Source organism: Sphingosinicella sp. BN140058, assembly GCF_004135585.1.
Classification (GTDB): domain Bacteria; phylum Pseudomonadota; class Alphaproteobacteria; order Sphingomonadales; family Sphingomonadaceae; genus Allosphingosinicella.
Genome location: NZ_CP035501.1, coordinates 2,916,972 through 2,935,531, shown reverse-complemented (window position 1 = coordinate 2,935,531; position 18,560 = coordinate 2,916,972). Strand labels below are relative to the sequence as shown.

Genomic DNA, 18,560 nt, shown 5'->3' with positions numbered 1-18,560 from the left:
TCATCGATCGCGCGAGCCCCCGTTGAAGCAATGACACAGAAACGCTTGCGCGGCTAGGCAAAGTAAAGCGACATCACGACGTGCAGCAACGGCTTCTTCCCCTCCTCGAGTGCTACGGCTCCTGTGATGGGAAGAGACTCGCAGTGCCTTCTGCAACACGATCGGGGTGCAATCGTCGCGAATTGTTACTGCTCGACATTGCAAGGCGGCGCGTCAAGCAAGCCCACAGTTCCCCGGGGGTGACCGGACCCGAAACAATAGTGGCCCTTTACCGCGCGATGTCGGACATCGCTCGGACGGTCGCGATCGACCGTACGCTCCATTGGGAGCGGCGGGTTCGATCGCGGCTGTCGAGAGGAGGCGATTTGCCGCCTCCTCCCCGCTCTAGATGAAATAGGCAGCGTGCGCGTCGAGCGGGGCGACGGGCTGGGCGAACTCGATCACGTAATCCTGTCCCGCCTGGTAGGATCCGTCGCCATTGCCGTCGATCACCGCGAAGCTGCGGCCGGCGAAGCTGCCGCTGCTGGCGGTGAAGAGGACGGCGGAATGGGCATTGAGCGCGGCATTGACCGCGGCCGCCAGATCGCTGTCGAAGCTTGCGGTGCTGAGTCCGCCGCTCGTTACCGTGCCGCTCCAGCCGGTCACTGCGAACGGCAGGTCGATCCGGTCGACATAGGTGCTGAACTTCTCGATCGTGTCGAAGCCGGTGCCGGTCGATTCCGCGGCCGATCCATAGACGAACACGTCGCTGCCGGATCCGCCGTTCAGGATGTCGTGGCCGAGGCCGCCTGTGATCGTGTCGTTGCCGGTCAGGCCGTAGATCGTATCGTCGCCGGCGCCGCCGGAGATGATGTCGTTCTGCGTTCCGCCGGCGAGGATGTCGTCGCCGGCGCCGCTCAGGATCTTGTAGAAGCCGTTGGTCTCCGCGATGCCGACGAAGGTCAGGGTCTCGCCGGCGACGAGCCCCTGCGCATCCACCAGCAATTGCTGCCCGGCAGCGACGTTGCCGTTGGCCATGGTCAGATAATAATCGAAATCGGCGCCGCCGCCGCTGTTGAGCCGAAGCCGTTCGATCGAGACCATCTGGGTCTCGCCGAACGTGTAGGTGTAGTCGCCGGCGAGCTGGAGCGAGTCTTCGCCGGTGCCGCCGTCGACGCTGTCGCCGGAATTCCACTGGTCGCCGAAATAGAAGCGGTCGTTGCCGCCGCCGCCGTCGCCATGATCGTTGCCGCCATGCTGGAACAGGAACTGCTCGGGGCCGCCCGTGCCCGACATGTTGTTGTCGCCGCTGTCCCCGTCGATATAGCCGTCGGTGACGAGGTTGATCGTGATCCCGTCCTGATCGGTCTTGGTCCCGCCCGTGCCGGCCGCGCCGAGATCGCTGGTCGCGACGTTCAGGATGTCGACGCCGTGATAATTGAGTGCGCCCCGATAGATAAGGCCGTCGAGCGCCGCGTTGATCGCCGATGCGGTGCCGCTGAACGTCATCGTCGCGTCGCCGGTGCCGTCGCCCACGGTGAAGCTGAGGCCGGCCGTTCCGCTGAGGGTCAGCAAGCCTTGCCCGACGCTGAGCGTCACCCGCAGCGTGCTCGCCTCGGCATCGGAAACCGTGATCGCGTTCGCGTTCGCAGCCGAGAAGACGACGTTGGAATCCTCAGTACCGCCCTGAGTGGCCAGCAGGCTGTTGATCGGCGCGTCGTTGACGGCCGTCACCGCGATCGTCGTGCTCGCAACGACGCTGCTGGCGGTGCCGTCGTTCACCGTCCAGGTGAGCGTACGGCTCGCCCCGGGCGTGTCGCTGACCGACTCGAACCCGATCTGGCGGAGGAGGTTCTGATAGACCGCCACCGAGGCAGCGCCGGTCAGCGTCAGAATGCCGGTGGCGGCATTGTAGGCGATGGTGACCCCGTTGATCGTTCCGGCCGTGCCACCGTTGACGGTCAAATAGTCCTGGCCTGACAGCAGCCCGCCGCTGATCGTCACCGTGGCACTCTGCAGGACGCTGTGATCCGCATCGCTCAGCAGCAGCGATGCATGCAGGAAGGCGGACGCGCCATTTTCGGTATAGCTGCCGGTGCCGTCGATTCCAGCCGATGCACCGTTGAGATCGAGCACCGGCACGTCGTTTACGGCGGTGACCACAATCGCGCTGGTGTGGCTCGCCGTGTCGGTGCCGCCGTCCCCGTCGACCAGCGTGTAGTGAACCGTGCGCGTACCGGCCGTCGGCATATCGCCTGTATTGGTGTAGGAAAGTCCGCGGATCAGTTGCTGGATCAGGGCCGGCGTGGCGTTGGCGCTCAAGGTGATCGCGAAGCCGAGCTGCGGCGGTGTCGCCACCGGAGCGTAGGTCCCGATCGAAACGCCCGAAACCGTGACGTCGAAAGTGCTGGGATCAACGACGATGGCCGGATCGAGCACGATCGCGTCGTCGCCGATCGCATCCATGGTGATGGTCAGCGTTCCACCGGCGAAGTTCGCGCTGTCGACGTCTACAACCAATGCGTTATTGCCCGCATCGAGCTGCACTGGCGCATCGTTCTCGGTATAGGCAACGCTGTCGCCGCCGAGCGCGCTGATCGTCGGCGCGTCGTTGACGGCGGTGACTGTCTGGCTGAGAACGACGGTACCGGCCGAATAGGCGGTTGCCCCGCCGGTCGCGCCGAGCGCGGAGATGTCGACGGTCTGTCCGTGCGAGATGCCGAAGCCGAGCGAATTGTCGATCAGATGCACGACGAGGGTCGGCGCAGGACCATTGAAATTCGCAGCCGGGTTGAACCGGATGCTGGTGCCGGAGCCGATCAGCAGCGCAGCGCCGCTGGAGACGCTGCCGACATCGACCCACGTCGTCGTCGTGCTGTTGAAATACTGCCATTGCCCGGTGGAACCGCTCGAGCCGTTCGTCACCACGGCGACACCGCTGAACGCGCCGGGAGACGAACCGCCGGGATTTCCGGCGCTGAATTGGGCGTCGGCAACGTCGGAATATTGGCCTGCGAACAGGGCGGAAACGCTTTGGCCGGCGCCCGGCGTGTCTTCGAGGATCACGCTCGCGTCGACACTGCCGTCGTCGATCACCGTCGGCGCGTCGTTGACCGCGTTGACGTGGACCAGGATGGTATCGGAATCCTGCTCGCTGGTGCCGTCCCCCGAAAGGCCCGGATCGACACCGCTGCTGCCGCGATCGTTGGTCGTGATGACGATCGAACGATCGCCATTATAGTTGCCGCCGGGATTGTAGACGAGCCCGTTGAGCGCCGCGTTGATGTCGGCCAGCGTTCCCGAGAGGGTGACCGCGTTGGTGCCGTCGCCGGTCACCGTCAGGTTGCTGGTGCTCGACAGGGTCAGGGCGCCGGTCTGCACCGAAAGGGTGACGTCCATCGTGCCGGAGCCGGCATCGACGTCGGCGATCGAGATGAGATTGCCGTTGGCGCTGTTGAACGTGATCGCAGTGTCTTCGCCGAACGTCTGCACGCCAACCGGGATGGTCTGCACGGGTGCGTCGTTCACCGCCGTCACCGTGAGCGACGCAGTTGCGGTCGCCGTGTTCCCGAAGCCGTCGCTGATCGTGTAGTCGAACGAGGCCGCGCCGACGAAGTTGGAGGTCGGCGTGAAGGTCACCACGCCGGCCGTGACCGTGGCGGCGCCGCCGACGAAGTTCGAGACGCCGACGATCGTCAGCGTGTCGTTCTCGGCGTCGGTGTCGTTGCCGGTGAGTTCGGTCGACAATTGGATCGGCGTGTCCTCAACGACGGTGAACGGCCCGTCATCGTTGGCGACGGGTGCGATGTTGTCCGCGAGCACGTCGATGGTGATCGTGTTCGCCGAAGCATCGGTGTCGACGCCGCCATTGGCGATGCCGCCATTGTCGCGAACCTGGAAGTTGAAGCTGGCATAAGCCGCTCCGAACGTGTCCGCGGCGGGCACGAAGGTGAAGAGGCCGCCGGCGATGTCAGCGGCCGTGATGAACTGGTTGAGCGTGACGTCGACGCCGTTGAGCTTCAGCGTTCCGGCAGCGGGCAGCGAACTGACCACGATTCCGGCGAAGCTGTTGCCATCGCCGTCGCTGAACCCGAAATTCGAACCGAGGAAAACGTAAGGATCGTCCTCGCTTGCGGTCACTGTGGCGTTGGTCCCCGCGGGTGCATCATTGACCGCAGTGACGGTGATGGTCGTCGTCACCGTGGCGTCGTCGTCGCCGCCATTGGTGCGCCCATCGCCATCGACGAGCGAGATCGCGACGGTTCGCGCGGCCGTCGCCGGATCGAGCGTGTTGGCATTGACGTAGGTAAGCGCGGTGATCAGCGTCTGGACTCGCGCCGCGGTGGCATTGGCGGTGTCGAAGGTAACGACCAGATCCGCGCCGCCGGCGCCGCCGCCGCTCAAGGTGCCGATCGCCTGTCCAGCCACCGAAACGATGCCCCCGGCCACCGTCACGCTGCCGCTGGTGTCGAGGCCGAGCACGTCCTCGGCCACCACCTTTCCGGAAGTGATGGAAACGGTGAGGCTGCCGCCGTTGAAGTCGGTGCTGTCGACGTCCGCAACCGCGGCATTCCCGGTGGGATCGAGCTTTACTGCGGTTCCGCCCTCGACGAACGCAGCGCTGTCGCCCTGAACGTTTCCGATCGTCGGCGCGTCGTTGACGGAGGTCACCGTCACGTTGGCAGTCGCGGTCTCGGTCACGCCGCCCGATGTCACGGTATAGGTGAAGCTGTCGGCGCCGTTGTAATTCGCGGTAGGCGTATAGACGACATAATCGTCGGCGGTGTTGCCGACAGTGCCGTTGTTGTTGATCGACACGCTCCCGTGCAGCGCCGAGCCGACTGCGGTGATCGCACGGGCGGGATTCTCGAAATTGTCGTTGCCGAGCAGATCGAGCGTGTTGCCGCCGCTATCCTCGAGCACGCTGACGGTGTCGTTCGCGATATCGGTCACGGCCGAGAGATTGACGGTGACGGTCGCGGTCTCCGTCACGCCACCGGACGTTACGGTGTAGGTGAAGCTGTCGGTGCCGTTATAATCGGCGGTCGGCGTGTAGACGATGTAGTCGTCGCTGCCGACGCCAGGCGTGCCGTTGTTGTTGATCGTGACGATGCCATGCGCGGCGCTGCCGACGGCGGTGATCGCCCGGGTTGGATCCTCGAAGCTGTCGTTGGCGAGGACGTCGAGCGTGGTTGCGCCCGCATCTTCGGTGAGGTTCACGCTGTCGTTGGCGATGTCGGCAACGGCCGAGAGCGTGACGTTGACCGTCGCAGTCTCGGTCGCGCCGCCCGATGTCACCGTATAGGTGAAGCTGTCGGTGCCGTTATAGTCGGCATTGGCGGTATATTGCAGGAAGTCGTCGGCGAAGTTGCCCGCGGTGCCATTGTCGTTGAGGACGACGGTGCCGTGGGCACCCTGCGTGAACGCAGTGATCGCGTGGCCGGAATTCTCGAACGTGTCGTTGGCCTGCACCGCCACGCTTGCAATCGCCGCGTCCTCGGCGATGTTCAAGACGTCATTGGCGATGTCGGCGACGGCGGTAACGGTGATCGCCACCGTGTCGCTGTCCTGCTCGCTGGTTCCGGTGCCGGTAAGCCCGGGGTCATTGCCGTTGAGCCCGAGATCGTTGGTCGTGAGCGTCAGCGTATCTGCGCCATAATAATCGAGTGTCGGCGTGTAGACGAGGCCGTTCAGCGCAGCGTTGATCGCGTTCGCGGTGCCGGTGAAGGTCATCGTCGCGTCGCCGGTGCCGTCGCCGACGCTGAAGCTCAATCCGGCGGTTCCGGACAGCGTCAGGGTGCCATGGACGACGGCCACCGTCACCTGCAGCGACTGGCTGGTGGGATCGGCATCGACGTCGGAGACGCTGATCAGATTGCCGTTGGCTGTGTTGAACGTGCGCGTGCCGTCCTCGGCGAAGCTTTGCGCACCGGACACGCTGTTCACCGGCGCGTCGTTGATCCCGGTGACGGTGACATTGTTGTTGATCTCGTCGGAGTAGAGCAGCCCGTCGAACACCGATGCGGAGATGGTGCGGGTGCCGGCGGTGCCGAACGCCGTGACGTTGTCGCCGCTGGTCGAGAAATTGACCAGAGCGATCGCCGCCGCATATTCGGCGACGGTGGCGACGCCCGACAGCGTCATCTGCCCGTTGGCCTGATTGTAACTGTAGCTGATGCCCGATCCGGCGATGGTGCCGCTCTGCGTGCCGTTGATCGTCAGGATGTCCTGATGGGTCGCGCCGGCCTGGAAATTGCCGGACACGCGGACCAGCGCGCCGCGCAGCTCGTCGCCCGTATTGGGCGTGTCGATGTCGGACGCGGTCAGCCCCGAATAGAGCGCCACCCGCGAGGTTTCGCCCGATGCCGGCGCGCTGCTCGCCTCGGTGACGGCAAGGCTCGCGATCGCGGTGCCGACCAGGGTCGGCGCGTGCTGGATCTCCAGTCCCTGGGGCCCGAGGCCGTTGATGTTGCCGACCGTGGCGAGCAGGGTCGGCGTGCCGGCCACGGTGAGGCTGCCGCGATACACGCCGCCGTCGCCGACGCCGCCATTGGTGCCGGTCTCGTCGATGACGTAATAGCTGCCGGTCGCGTTATCGACCTCGATATAATAAAGCAGCCCGACCGGACCGGTGCTTCCGTTCTGGGTGTAAAGATTGGTGACCGAGCCGTTGGACGGGTCGTACACCCAGACGCCGCCATAATAAGTGGTCAGGCCATTGCCGTCATTGTCGAGGATGACGGTGCCGGTGACGATGTAGAGTTTCCCGGTGACCGGATCGACGTCGACGCCGCGGACGGTGCCGCGCTCGACTGGCCAGCTGTCGTTCGGAAGCGGATTGCCCTCGCCGCCGACGGAGCTGTCGCCGTTGGCGCCCCAGTTGATCTGGCTGAAGCTCAGAGAATTGGCAGCGTTGGAACCCGTGAGACCGGTGGCGACGAACACCCGGTTGGTGTCGATCATGTCGCTGCCGAACACGCTGGTGACGCTGCTGCTGCCGAGATAGACGGTGCCGGTCGCGTAATTGATTGTCAGCTGCGTGATATAGGCGTCGGGGTCGAGCGTCGCGAGCACGGTACCGGCTTGAGCCTGAGTATCGTAATTGATCCGCAGCAGACTATGCTCGACGTCGAAATAGATCTTCTGGGTCGCGGGGTCGATCGACAGAGTCCGCATGCTGCCGGTCGCGCTGCTGCCGGTGTTGCTGTACAGCACGGTGAAGTTCGGCACGGCGCCCGGATTGGCCAGCAGCTCGCTGATGCTGCCCTGGATGATGCGGTTGTTGCCGTTCAGATCTGCGTCGACGAAGAAATATTTGTCGTTGACGGTATCGAGCGTGATGTCGCTCGGGTGGAAGAGCTGCGCCGCATTCTGGAAGGCGTGGACGATCTGGTAGCCGACGGTGCCGGAGGAATAGGTGCCGTCGAGATTGATCGTAACGATCGCTTCGCCGGCGCCCGATCCGGCGACCCAGATCTGGGCATCGGGGGCGGTGGTGGCTGGGCCCGCAGGGGTGCCGTCCTGCGGGCTGTTGTCATTCTGCACCCAGTCGGTGGCGTTGTTGATCTGGGCGAACAGCTCGCCGTAATTGATGTTGTGGGTGCGCGTGCCGAACTCGGCATTGTCGACGGCGATCGAGACCGCGGAGACGCCGTTGGTGAGGCCGGTATTGAGCAATTCGTTGCCGTCGAAGCCGGCGGTGCCGTCCGCGATGTCGACCGCGTGGAGGAAGCGGCTCGGCGCGTTGATTGCGCCTTGATAGGCGTAGACGGTCTCGCCCGCGTCCGAAAGATCGATCCCGGCGCCCGTCAGCTGCGCCTGGGTGATCGTGATCACCGTCCCGGCGGGAAGGTCGACGCCCGCAGTATAGGTGAACGTGCCCTCGTTGCCGCCCGCCGCGGCGAACGTGGTGCCGTTCCAGCTTCGGTCGGTGAAGAAGATCTGGGTGCCCGATCCGATCGGCGAGAGCAGCATGAAGGTGATCGCGTCACGCTGCGGATTGCCGGTATCTTCGCTGTTGACGCCGATAATGGCGATCTGGCCGACGCTGAGGGTCGTAGCAACCATGTCAATTTCCCCACAGGGCTAGCGCCGCACCCCCCACAGGCATCGGTTCGCGAATAGAGCCCTTCCAGGGTCCCCATGGCACAGAAGCGGTCAGGTTACCAGAGGCGCAGGCGGTTTGGTCCGAAATGGATATACCTGCGAAAGTGAGCTACTCCAAAGACTTATTCGCAAACCGGCAAGTATGAAGGGCTGGTTCCAAGTCTTCGGCCGGCAGGATCGGAAAATTCGCCAGATCGCGTTTGACAGCATGCGCGGTTACGCTCAGACTAAGGGCAATCGGGGGGAATGCATTGATGGTCGACTCTTTGAGCCGCTATGAGGTCGTACCGACCTTTCGCGCCTCTTCGTCCATCCTCCCCCTCTCCTTCATTCCAGCGGCGGACGCCAGGGCGTCCGGCGGGTGTGCAGCGAAAGGGACGAACCATGGCCCAGCCATATGTCGGTGAGATCCGGATGTTCGGCGGGAATTTCCCGCCGTCGGGGTGGCTGTTCTGCAATGGCCAGGTCCTGCCGATCTCCGAGAACGAGGCGCTCTTCCAGCTGATCGGCACGACCTATGGCGGCGATGGCGAGTCGACCTTCGCCCTGCCCAATCTGCAGAGCCGCATCCCGATCCACTTCGGCAACGGACCGAGCGGCATCGCTTATCAAATTGCGGAGGCAGCCGGGGTTGAGACGGTGACGCTGACGACGCAGCAGATGCCGTCACATACGCATCCGATGTCGTCGACGACGACGTCGCAGACATTGACGCCGCAGGGGGCCAAGTTCGCGGACATCACCAGCACCACTGCCGGTGTCACGGCCTATGCGCCGGCGACCGCCAACGTCGCGCTGCTGCCGCAACTCGTCGGTCCAGCCGGCGGCAGCCAGCCGCACGACAATGTGCAGCCTTACCTGTGCATCAACTACATCATCTCGCTGTTCGGCATCTTTCCCTCGCCGACATGAGTGCCGTCAGAGCGACCTTCTTCTATCTTTTCGGAGTGGTGATATGGCAGATCCCTTCGTAGCCGAGATCCGCATTTTCGGGTTCAATTTCGCGCCGACGGGCTGGGCGTTCTGCAACGGACAATTGCTGCCGATCTCGCAGAATACGGCCTTGTTCTCGTTGCTCGGCACCACCTATGGCGGGAACGGCAAGTCGAATTTCGCGCTTCCGAACATGTCCGGCAATGTGGCGATGCAACCGGGCCAGGGCCCCGGCCTCAGCTTGCGGGATCTGGGCGAGCAAGGCGGGTCTTCGACCGTGACCCTCCTGCAAACCGAAATGCCGGTTCACAACCACATGATGCAGGCGGTGAACGCCAATGCCTCCACCGCCGTTGCCAACGGCAATGCACTAGCCAAGGGGCGGTACTCGACGGGCCCGCAAAGCGGCGCGATCGCCTTCTACAACACGGCCGCCGCCTTCGTGCAGATGGATCCGCTGGCGATCGGCATGACCGGCGGCAACCTCCCGCACAACAACATGATGCCGTTCTTGGCGTTGAACTATTGCATCGCCCTGCAGGGCGTCTTCCCACCGCGTCCCTGAACCCCAGCCGGAAAAACGAGGAGCATCGAACATGGCCGAGCCTTTTCTGGCGGAAGTCCGGATTTTCAGCTTCAATTTCCCGCCGAAGGGCTGGGCATTCTGCAATGGTCAGCTTCTGCCGATCAATCAGAACCAGGCGTTGTTCGCCCTGCTCGGCACCGCATATGGCGGAAACGGGCAGACCAATTTCGCGCTTCCCAATCTGCAGGGCCGAGCGGCGCTGCATTATGTCGATTCCCCCTATACGATCGGGACGAACGGCGGCGAGACGTTTCATACCCTCACGATCAGCGAGATGCCGCAGCATAATCACACGATGAGCGCGTTGCCCGGCACCGGATCGGCGGATATCAGCGGCATTACGCCGGGGGCGACCAAGGCGCCGGCGCAGGCTTTGGTTTCGCTGCAGGGCGGCGGCACCAACCAGGCGCAGCTTTACGGCACCGGCGCCATCGACGGCGCGATGGCGCCCTCGACGATCACCAACAGTGGCGGCAGCCAGCCGCACGAGAACCGCCAGCCGTATCTGGCGCTCAACTTCTGCATCGCGCTGCAGGGGATCTTCCCGAGCCAGAATTGAGAAGATCCCTGGCGGGAGCACATGAACGGCTGGCCAAGCCGAGGATGACGTCGCTTGAGCGCAGCTGACGCCACGCGCTGAAAACAGGTTCGCACCTGCGCCGCGGGCTGGTGCGGCGCCAGCGCGGCAACTACATAGGCGGCATTCGCCCCCTTGAGGTTGTTCGATGCGCAAGTTCCTGATTTCCAAGGCCGCCCTGCTCGGTTGCGCCTTCCTGTCCGCGCCCGCCATCGCCGCAATGCTTGCCGGCGTTGAGCAGAGCTATGTCGACGACGGCGTCGCCCCCGGCGACGATTTCGACGCCTATGCCAATGGCGGCTGGCGCAAGACGGCCGAGATCCCGGCCGATCGCTCCAGCGTCGGGGTCAGCTACGACGTCTTCCTCAAGGCCGAGAAGCGCAACGCCGAGATCATCCAGGGCGCCGGCGCGGCGCGGCCGGCAGCGGGAACCGATCCGCGCCGGATCGCCGATTATTATGCGGCTTTCGTCGATACCGCGGGGATCGAGCGGCGCGGCCTCGCGCCGATCGCGCCCGATCTCGCCGCGATCGCCTCCATCCGAGACAAGGCTGCGCTGGCGACCATGCTCGGCGCAACGATGCGCGCCGACACCGACCCGATCAACGCGACCAACTTCTCGACCGAGAATCTGTTCGGCCTGTTCGTCTCGCAGGATCTCGCCCGGCCGAGCGTCACCATCCCCTATCTGATGCAGGGCGGCCTCGGCCTGCCCGATCGCGATTATTATCTGTCCGACAAGCCCGACATGGCGGAGCTGCGGACGGCCTATCGCGCCTATGTCGAGCGCCTGCTGACGCTCGCCGACATCGGCGATGCGGCCGCCCGTGCCGAACGAATCGTCGCGCTCGAGACCAAGATCGCTGCGGCGCATGCCGACATCGAGAGCAGCCAGGATGCCCACAAGGTCCAGAACTGGAAGCGTCGGGATTTCGCCTCGAAGGCGCCGGGCCTCGATTGGTCCCGCTACTGGCAGGCGGCCAGCCTCGGCGATCAGCAGGATTTCGGGGTCTGGCAGCCGGCGGCGATCAGCAAGCTTGCCGGGCTGGTCGGCAGTGAGCCGCTGCAAAGCTGGCAGGACTGGCTCGCCTTCCACACCATCAACCAGGCCTCCGCTGCTTTGCCCAAGGCGGTCGATGACGCGCATTTCGATTTCTACGGCAAGACGCTGAACGGCACCCCCACCCAGCTCAGCCGGGAACGCCGCGCCATCGCCGCGGTCAACGCCAATCTCGGCGACGCGGTCGGCAGGATCTACGCGGACCGCTTCTTTCCGGCATCGTCCAAGGCCGAGATCGAGACGATGGTGAAGAATATCGTCGGCGCCTTCGACAAGAGGGTGGCGGCGCTCGACTGGATGGCACCGAGCACCAAGGCCGAGGCCCGCCGCAAGCTGCAGGTCTTGAAGGTCGGCGTCGGCTATCCCTCGCAGTGGCGCGATTACCGCGCGCTGGAGGTCCGCGCCGACGATCCGCTCGGCAACATTCGGCGTGCACAGATGTTCGAATATCGCCACCAGCTCGCCAAGATCGGCAAGCCGGTCGATCGCGGCGAGTGGTGGATGACGCCGCAGACGGTCAACGCGATCAACCTGCCGCTTCAGAATGCGCTGAACTTCCCGGCCGCGATCCTCGAATCGCCCTATTTCGACGCACGCTTCGACGCCGCCGCCAATTACGGGGCGATCGGTTCGATCATCGGCCACGAGATAAGCCACAGCTTCGACAATCTCGGTGCGGATTTCGACTCGAACGGGCGTCTGCACAATTGGTGGACGGCGGCGGATCTCAAGCGGTTCGAGCAGGCCGGCGCCGCGCTCTCGGCGCAATATGACGCCTACGAAGCGCTGCCCGGATTGAACCTCAAGGGCCAGCAGGAGCTTGGCGAGAACATCGCCGACGTCGCCGGGCTGACCGCGGCCTACGAAGCCTATCACGCCTCGCTCGGCGGCAAGCCGGCGCCGGTGATCAACGGCCTGACCGGCGATCAGCGCTTCTTCCTGGCCTTCGCTCAGGGCTGGCGAACCAAGATGCGGGACAAGGCGCTGCGCGCGCGGATCGCCACCGACGTCCATGCGCCGGCGATGTGGCGGGTGCAGACGGTGCGAAATCTCGACGCCTGGTATCCGGCCTATCAGGTCAAGCCGGGCCAGAAATTGTATCTGGACGAAAAGAGCCGCGTCAAAGTCTGGTAGGACGGCGCCGTCGGCGGGGGCGCCTTCCTGCCGCTCGGCTCGTTGCTCCGCGGCTCGGACGATGGCCTCGCGCCGGCTCGGCTTGAAGGGGATCGGGTCAGGCGGAACCGACCTGACCGTGGATGATGCTCGAGGTGGTGCCTGGTGCCGGCTTCGGGTCGGAGCTGACAGCTCCGACCCGAGAAGATCAGGCGTGCGGTACGGGCCTCAGGGTACGAAGACGAAGTCCGTCGAATGGACGGTGCCCGGTCCCTGGATCGTCACATATTCGACGAAGCCATGGTCGTTGATCTTCCACACGTCGCCGTTGACGTGGCTGAAGCTGGTGCCGGCGGCATAGCCCTGGAGGACGATGGAATCGCCGGCGAAGCGGCCATTGCCGTCGAAGTCGGTGATCACGTCGCCATGCGCCTCCCCCTTGCGGAAGACGAACACGTCGTTCCCGGCGTCGCCGGTCAGCTGGTCGGCATCGTCGCCGCCGTCGATCCGGTCGTTACCGCTGCCGCCGAGCAGCTGGTCGAGCCCGGTGCCGCCGTTCAGCTGATCGTTGCCGCCGTTGCCGGTAAGGATGTCGTTGCCGGCGCCGCCGGACAGGATGTCGTTGCCGTCGGCCGCGGTTTCGAACAGGCCGTTGTCGCCGGCGATGACGTCGTTGCCGCCGGCCCCGTTCAGCGTGTCGTTGCCGAGGCCGCCGACGAAGATGTCGGTTTCGATGCCGCCGAGCATATTATTGGCGGCACCGTCTCCGATCACGAACTCGCCATGATCGTCCTCGACCGCCACCACCATGTCGAATTGCGACACGCCGCCCTGGCCGTCGTTGACCTGGACCCGGATGGTATGGCTGCTCTGCTGCTCGTAATCGATCAGCAGCCCGTTCTCGACGGTGACCACGCCGGAGCTGCTGATGTCGAAGCGGCCGCCGGCATCGTTGACGAGGCTGTAGGTGAAGCTGCTGCTGTCCGGATCCTGCGCGACGACCGTCCCGACCACTGTGCCGTTGTTGGGGAATTCCTCGACCTCGAGCGTCCCGGTGACGCCGGTCGGCGCGTCGTTTGCCGGCGTGACGGTGACGGCGATCGCCTGTTCGACGATGCCGCCATGGCCATCGTCGACCCTGATCGTGAAGCTGTCGGCGCCATTGTAATTGGCCGCAGGCGTGTAGGTGTAGGTTCCCGCCGCCTGATTGAAGCTGACGCTGCCGTGGGCGGGCGCGAAGCCCGGCTTGACGCTGTAGGTGAGCGTGTCGCCGTCGACGTCGCTGGCGTTGATCGGCCTCGCTGCAGAGGGACTGTCCTCGGCGGTGGTTACCGATCCTGTGGACGGCGCGGTCGGCGCGTCGTTGACCGGAGTCACCGTCACCGAGACCACCTGCTCCGCGGTGCCGCCATGGCCGTCGCTGACCAGGATGGTGAAGCTGTCCGATCCGTTGTAGTTCGCGGCTGGCGTGTAGGTGTAGGTGCCCGCGGCCTGGTCGAAGCTGACGCTGCCGTGTGCCGGGCCGAAGCCCGTTTTCACCGTGTAGGAGAGACTGTCGCCTTCAATGTCGCTGGCACCGATCGCCTGCGCGGCCGAGGCGGCATCCTCGGCAGTGGTCACGGAGCCGCTCGACGGCGCGGTCGGCGCGTCGTTGACCGGGGTGACCGTGACCGAGACGCTCTGCTCGGCGGTGCCGCCCTGGCCGTCGTCGATCAGGATGGTGAAGCTGTCGCTCCCGTTATAATTGGCGGCCGGCGTGTAGGTGTAGGTGCCGTTCGCCTGATCGAAGCTGACGGTGCCGTGCGCGGGCGCGAAGCCGGGTTTCACCGAATAGGTCAGCGGATCGCCGTCGGGATCGCTCGCCCCGATCGCCTGCGCCGCCGACGCGGTATCTTCGGCGGTGGTCACGTTTGCGGCCGCCGGCGCGGTCGGATCGTCGTTGGTCGAGATGACGGTGACGGTGACCACCTGCTCCGCGGTGCCGCCCTCGCCGTCGGAGATCAGGATGGTGAAGCTGTCGGCTCCGCTATAGTCCGGGTCCGGCGTGTAGGTGTAGGTGCCGTTCGCCTGATCGAACGTCACGTCGCCATGGGCGGCGGCGAAGCCGGGCTTTTCGGCATAGCTCAGAGCCAGGCTGTCGACGTCGCTCGCGCCGATCGCCTGAGCGGCCGACGGCGATCCCTCGATCGTGCTGACCGTGCCGGTGGCAGGTGCGACCGGGGCATCGTTGGTGTCGACCACCGCAACGGTCGCCTCGACGGTGTCGCTGTACAGCAGCCCATCGAAGGTCTGGTAGGACAGGGTGCGGGTCGGGCTGGCGCCGTAATCATCGGGATTGTCGCCGCTGATCGAGTAGGCGACGAGCGACAGCGCCGCCTCGTAATCGTCGAAGCTCGCGACTCCGCTCAGCGTGAGCAGGCCGGTGGCGTCGTCATAGCCGTAGGCGATGCCGTTGATCGTGCCGCTGGTCGCGCCGTTGATCGTCAGCAGCTCCGTCGCGCCGGGGCTGGTGCCGAAGCCGGCCGAGATGCGGACCCGTGCACCGGCGAGCTGGTCGCTCTGTCCGGCGGTGTCGATGTCGAACACGTCGATCGCCGCGAGCGCCGCCGCTGCGCTGCTCTGCCCCGACCCGGCGCCTGCGCTCTCGACCGCAGCCCCGCCGGTGGCGACGCCGGTGAGCACCGGGGCGCTGATCAGTTCCAGGCCCTGCGGGGTCATGCCCGCCGGCAGCGTCGCGAACAGGGTCGGCGTGCCGCCGGCGGTGCTGCCCTGCCAGATCTGGCCGTTGGTTTCGTCGACGACGTAATAACGGCTCGTCGCCGGATCGACCTCGGTATAATAAAGCTGTCCGGTCGGCCCGTTGACTCCGTCCTGCTGGAACACGGTTCCATAGGCGCCGCTCGGGTTGGCGGCGACGGAATAGGAGAAGATCCCGCCATAATAGGTCGTTATCTCCGAGAAATCCTGGTCGGTGCTGCTGTCGACGTTGACCGTCCCGGTGGTGATGTAGAGCGTGCGGGTGACCGGATCGATGTCGATGCCCCGTATCGTGCCATGTTCGACCGGGAAGGCGCCGGGAATGACGGGGATGTCGGGATCGCCATAAGCGGCGTCATTGGGCGAGAAGACCAGCGGATTGAACGCGAGGCTGGTCGAAGCAGCGCTCAAGCCCGTCGCCTGATAGATGAAATTGTCCTCGACGAAATCCACCCCGAAGAAGCTGTCGACCCGGCTGCTGGCCAGGTAAACCTCGCCATGAACATAGTCGATCGTCACCTGGGTGATGAAATTGCCGGGCCCGAGATCGGCGAGCATTGTCGCCGTCTGCAGCGGCGCGTCGTAGCCGATCTTGTTGAACGTGGTGCCGTTGTCGAAATAGATGATGTCGTTTTCGGTATCGACCGAAAGCGTGCGCATGCTGGCATCCGCATCGATGCCGTTATCCTCGTAGAGAATGGTGAGCGCCGGCGCACCCGGATTGGCCAGCACCTGCGAGATGCTGCCCTGATAGATGCGGTTGTCGCCGCTGGTCACGTCGGAATCGACGAAGAAGAAGCGATCGTTGACGGTATCGAGAACGATGTCGCGCGGTGCATTCAGGTTGGGATTGCCTGCCAGGATGGTCGAGAGATCGTAGCCCGAAGTCCCGCCGCTGACGGTGGAGTCGGCACTGATGATGTGGATCGCTTCCCCGCCGCCGCTGCCGGCCACCCAAAGCTGTTGATCCGGAAAGAGACTGGATGCAGGCATGTTTCGACCCCCATAACATAGTTGCTCGCACCGCGTGCGAGTCCCCGACCCGACATTGATGTCACGGATTCATCGGGGCGGAAAGTCGTTTTCGAGTCGGGGCCTTGGCAGTTAAACCGTTCACATAACTGTTATCTTTTTGCCGGCGCGGCGGAACTGTTCGGTAGCGAAGGAAAACTGTGCACGTTCGATGTCGACTCGAGGTGGGCCGGCGGACGACGAGCGCCGCAAGGCCGCAGCCGCTGCGGATCAGGCCGCGCCCGCCCAGTTGACCAGCGCCCAGCGGACGCCCCGTATCACCGGAGTGACCCGATGCAGCGCCTGTGACGGAAAGATCCGAGCGGCCCCGCGACGCGGCGGCCGCGTCCGTCCCAGCGCGTGCGGAACCAGTTCGAGATCGCCGCCGCCATAATCGGCCGCGTCGGACAGTTCGATCGAGATCGACAGAGCGCGGCGGCCGCGAAGATCGTGGCCGGCATCGCTGTGCCACATCTGGAAGTGGTTGCCCGGCCCGTAGCGCAGGATCTGGAGGTCCTCGGCCATCGGAAGTATCGCGATGTCGAGGTGCGCCGCCGCTTCCGCGAAGAGCCCGTCGACGCGCGCGTAGAGCCAGTCGGTCTCGGGCGCACGCGGGTGAAAGGAGGTAGCGACGTCGCGAACATGCGGGTTGGGCGCATAGCCATGCTGGCCGTGCACCTCCGCCGGCCGCAGCGCGTCGCCCCCGGCGAGCGCGATCGCCCGCGCGCATTCCGCGCTGCTCAGCGCCTCGGCTTTCTCCCAAAATGGCAGCATGCCGGCCCCGTCGCTGCGGCGCTCAGGCGCCGGTCGCCGCCCGCGCCACCGACACGCGGCACCGCGCGATGCCGTCAGGCGAACAGCGCAACGATCTTTCCCGGCTCGGCGGCGGGGCTGAAATGGATCGGCAGGGCGCCGCCGTGCGCCGGCCGGACGACATAGGTCCGGTCGGCGGGAACCTCCGCGGCCGCCTTGAACGTCACGGTGAAGGCGCGCGTGCGCACGCCCGGCCCGGCATGCGGGCCGGCGGCCCGACCCGGTGCCACGCTGACCAGCAGCAGGGAGATCGCACCCGCCGCAGTCTCGACGCTGAACGCGCGGCCGATCTGGTCCGACCAGGTGTCGACATCGGCGGTGGCGAGATCTGGCAGCGCTCCGGATCCGCACTCCGCGCCGCTGGCAGGCGTGCCGACCAGCGCCGCGGCCTTGCCGGCGCCGAGCGCCGCGGCGCCCGCGGCCGCTCCGGCGATGAAGGCGCGGCGTGAAGTCGAATGGCTGTTCTGGAGGCGAGTCATCGGCGAGAGTCCCGAAAAAGAGCGTGGCCCGAACGGGCCTGGCGTCGGGAGACCGAGCGAATGCCGTGATCGCGAAGAAGCATGGCCTATTCCCCCCGGAAGCGCGGCACATGCGCTCATAAAATCCCCCGGGGACAGGTAATTACACATTTTGCGGCGCCGGCCTAGCGAATTTGCGGCGGCGCAGCTCTCCGGTCCGCGCCACGGCGGCGAAACGCGCGGACGACGAAGTTGCGCCTGGAGCGAAATCCCTGTCGGCCTTCGCGGAAAGGAGACGCACGGCTGCCGCCCCGTACGGGACGGAGCGGCAGCGTGCTGACGGGTAGCAGAAGGTCCGGCCACCGCCGCAAGGAACACGATCGAGACGGGCTGAATCAGCCTGGCCCAATGCCGATGCTCACGTTCCCGTTTCGGCGCATGAACCACCCCTCGGGTCGAAGCGGAACGCTTCGACCCGAGATGATCAGGCTCTACAGGTCGCGGTCGCGGCTGAGGTCGTCGACCTCGCTCATGATGCTCTGCAGCGCCGAATTGCCGTCGGTCGCATGCTCGCGCCGCGACGGCAACTTGCCTTCGGCGAGCAGATTTTCGAGCGCCACCCGGCCGCGGGCGACCCGGCTCTTGATCGTTCCGACCGCACAGCCGCAGATCTCGGCCGCTTCCTCATAGGCGAAGCCGCCGGCGCCGACCAGGATCAGCGCTTCGCGTTGCGGCTGCGGCAGGTGCAGCAGGGCCCGCTGCATGTCGCCGAGTTCGACGTGGCGGTCCTGGCTCGCCGGCGCGGCGAGCATCTTCGACGCGGTGATCTCGTCCCACTCGCCCTTGAAGCGGGCGCGCCGCATCTGGCTGAGGAACAGGTTGCGCAAGATGATGAAGGTCCAGGCACGCATGTTGGTGCCCGCCTGGAAACGCTTGCGCGCCGCCCACGCCTTGAGCAGCGTCTCCTGGACGAGATCGTCGGCGAGATCGCGGCTTCCCGACAAGGATCGGCCGAAGGCGCGGAGATGCGGAATGACCTGCGCGAGCTGGTCCTTGAACTCGTTGTCGGGAAGCGGAACCGGTTCGGGCCGAACCTCGTCCACCTCGTCGACTGATGCAGGCTGATGGCTCAAGCTGGCCCCGTCATGGTAAGATACAGTGAAAGTC

At 65.3% G+C, this 18,560-nt stretch carries 9 protein-coding genes; 4 read left to right on the top strand and 5 right to left on the bottom strand.

The window, feature by feature from the left end:
* Positions 1-384: 384 nt before the first annotated feature.
* On the bottom strand, positions 385-8,046 hold the full coding sequence (locus ETR14_RS29645; protein WP_129385252.1) for a tandem-95 repeat protein: 7,662 nt from the start codon (positions 8,044-8,046) through the stop codon (positions 385-387).
* A gap of 423 nt (positions 8,047-8,469) precedes the next feature.
* Here ETR14_RS29645 and ETR14_RS13330 point away from each other — a divergent pair, with 423 nt between their 5' ends.
* The 4 genes from ETR14_RS13330 (at position 8,470) to ETR14_RS13315 (ending at position 12,375) form a co-directional block, all read left to right on the top strand.
* On the top strand, positions 8,470-8,997 hold the full coding sequence (locus ETR14_RS13330; protein ID WP_129385250.1) for a phage tail protein: 528 nt from the start codon (positions 8,470-8,472) through the stop codon (positions 8,995-8,997).
* A 43-nt stretch (positions 8,998-9,040) separates the two neighbouring features.
* Positions 9,041-9,583 carry a phage tail protein gene (locus tag ETR14_RS13325; RefSeq protein ID WP_129385248.1) on the top strand — a complete coding sequence of 181 codons (543 nt, stop codon included), beginning with the start codon at positions 9,041-9,043 and terminating at the stop codon, positions 9,581-9,583.
* A 31-nt stretch (positions 9,584-9,614) separates the two neighbouring features.
* Positions 9,615-10,163, top strand: a complete 549-nt coding sequence (locus ETR14_RS13320) for a phage tail protein (RefSeq protein WP_129385246.1) — start codon at positions 9,615-9,617, stop codon at positions 10,161-10,163.
* Positions 10,164-10,329: 166 nt separating this feature from the next.
* On the top strand, positions 10,330-12,375 hold the full coding sequence (locus ETR14_RS13315) for a M13 family metallopeptidase (RefSeq protein WP_129385244.1): 2,046 nt from the start codon (positions 10,330-10,332) through the stop codon (positions 12,373-12,375).
* Between the two features lie 207 nt (positions 12,376-12,582).
* On the opposite strand, the gene ETR14_RS13310 is transcribed toward ETR14_RS13315, so the two are convergent.
* From ETR14_RS13310 to ETR14_RS13300, 4 genes are all read right to left on the bottom strand, one after another.
* Positions 12,583-16,104, bottom strand: a complete 3,522-nt coding sequence (locus ETR14_RS13310; RefSeq protein WP_129385242.1) for a tandem-95 repeat protein — start codon at positions 16,102-16,104, stop codon at positions 12,583-12,585.
* Positions 16,105-16,353: 249 nt separating this feature from the next.
* Complete coding sequence (locus tag ETR14_RS28365) at positions 16,354-16,896, bottom strand: 2OG-Fe(II) oxygenase (RefSeq protein WP_165356431.1); 543 nt, start codon at positions 16,894-16,896, stop codon at positions 16,354-16,356.
* Positions 16,897-16,970: 74 nt separating this feature from the next.
* Positions 16,971-17,414, bottom strand: a complete 444-nt coding sequence (locus ETR14_RS28360) for a hypothetical protein (RefSeq protein ID WP_165356430.1) — start codon at positions 17,412-17,414, stop codon at positions 16,971-16,973.
* Positions 17,415-17,884: 470 nt separating this feature from the next.
* A complete protein-coding gene (locus ETR14_RS13300) occupies positions 17,885-18,526 on the bottom strand; it encodes a sigma-70 family RNA polymerase sigma factor (RefSeq protein WP_129385238.1) in 642 nt (213 codons plus the stop codon).
* Positions 18,527-18,560: the final 34 nt, after the last annotated feature.

Excerpts from the sequence above, each read along its gene's own strand:
- ETR14_RS29645 (WP_129385252.1), bottom strand. The coding sequence starts at position 8,046 with ATGGTTGCTACGACCCTCAGCGTCGGCCAGATCGCCATTATCGGCGTC.
- ETR14_RS13330 (WP_129385250.1), top strand. The coding sequence starts at position 8,470 with ATGGCCCAGCCATATGTCGGTGAGATCCGGATGTTCGGCGGGAATTTC.
- ETR14_RS13325 (WP_129385248.1), top strand. The coding sequence starts at position 9,041 with ATGGCAGATCCCTTCGTAGCCGAGATCCGCATTTTCGGGTTCAATTTC.
- ETR14_RS13320 (WP_129385246.1), top strand. The coding sequence starts at position 9,615 with ATGGCCGAGCCTTTTCTGGCGGAAGTCCGGATTTTCAGCTTCAATTTC.
- ETR14_RS13315 (WP_129385244.1), top strand. The coding sequence starts at position 10,330 with ATGCGCAAGTTCCTGATTTCCAAGGCCGCCCTGCTCGGTTGCGCCTTC.
- ETR14_RS13310 (WP_129385242.1), bottom strand. The coding sequence starts at position 16,104 with ATGCCTGCATCCAGTCTCTTTCCGGATCAACAGCTTTGGGTGGCCGGC.
- ETR14_RS28365 (WP_165356431.1), bottom strand. The coding sequence starts at position 16,896 with ATGCTGCCATTTTGGGAGAAAGCCGAGGCGCTGAGCAGCGCGGAATGC.
- ETR14_RS28360 (WP_165356430.1), bottom strand. The coding sequence starts at position 17,414 with ATGACTCGCCTCCAGAACAGCCATTCGACTTCACGCCGCGCCTTCATC.